At 55.1% G+C, this 673-nt stretch carries 1 protein-coding gene; it reads left to right on the forward strand.

Annotated features, from left to right (window positions below):
* Positions 1 to 476: ATP-binding cassette domain-containing protein (locus tag TU76_RS24075; protein ID WP_048352661.1), on the forward strand; the 476-nt coding region annotated here is incomplete at its 5' end.
* Between the last annotated feature and the right edge of the window lie 197 nt (positions 477 to 673).

A 673-nucleotide genomic window follows, 5' to 3' on the forward strand; every position in this document is an offset into this window, starting at 1 on the left:
TGGGTCTGTTGACCCAGAACTCCAGGTTGTTCCACGGCACCTTGCGCGAAAATCTGATGCTGGGAGCACCCCACGCGAGCGATCAGCAAATTCTCGAAGCCCTGGAGTTGACGGGTGCGATGGAATTCATCAGTAAATTTGCGCTGGGCATGGATCACATGATTCTGGAGGGCGGGCTTGGCTTGTCCGGCGGTCAGCGACAGTCATTGTTATTGTCCCGGTTGATCATTCGCCAACCGCAGATTGTGCTGTTGGATGAGCCCACTGCGTCCATGGACGATATCACCGAGCGCAAGCTGATTCAGAGCCTGGGCCAGTGGGGCGCACAGCGCACACTGATCATTGCGACACATCGGATGAGCGTATTGAGCCTGGTGGACAGGATCATTGTTGTCGACAACGGTTTGGTTGTGATCGATGACACCAAGGACAACGCGATTGCACGGCTTTCAAAACCCAGGAATCAGGCGCAGTGAGTCGGCTGCCCATGCAATTGACTGCGCGAAAGGATGGCTCTGATGTTTAATAACAATAGTTCTTCGGGTTTGAAGCAGCAGCCAGGCGTGCCCATCGCGGGTGCTTCACCAAGCGATGATCATGCTGGCGACGATAGCCTCGATGACGCTGCAGTGGTGCGCTCAACGCGGATTGTCTGGTGCGTTGCATTAATGCT

Origin of the sequence: Pseudomonas psychrophila (assembly GCF_001043005.1) — a bacterium.
Lineage (GTDB): Bacteria > Pseudomonadota > Gammaproteobacteria > Pseudomonadales > Pseudomonadaceae > Aquipseudomonas > Aquipseudomonas psychrophila.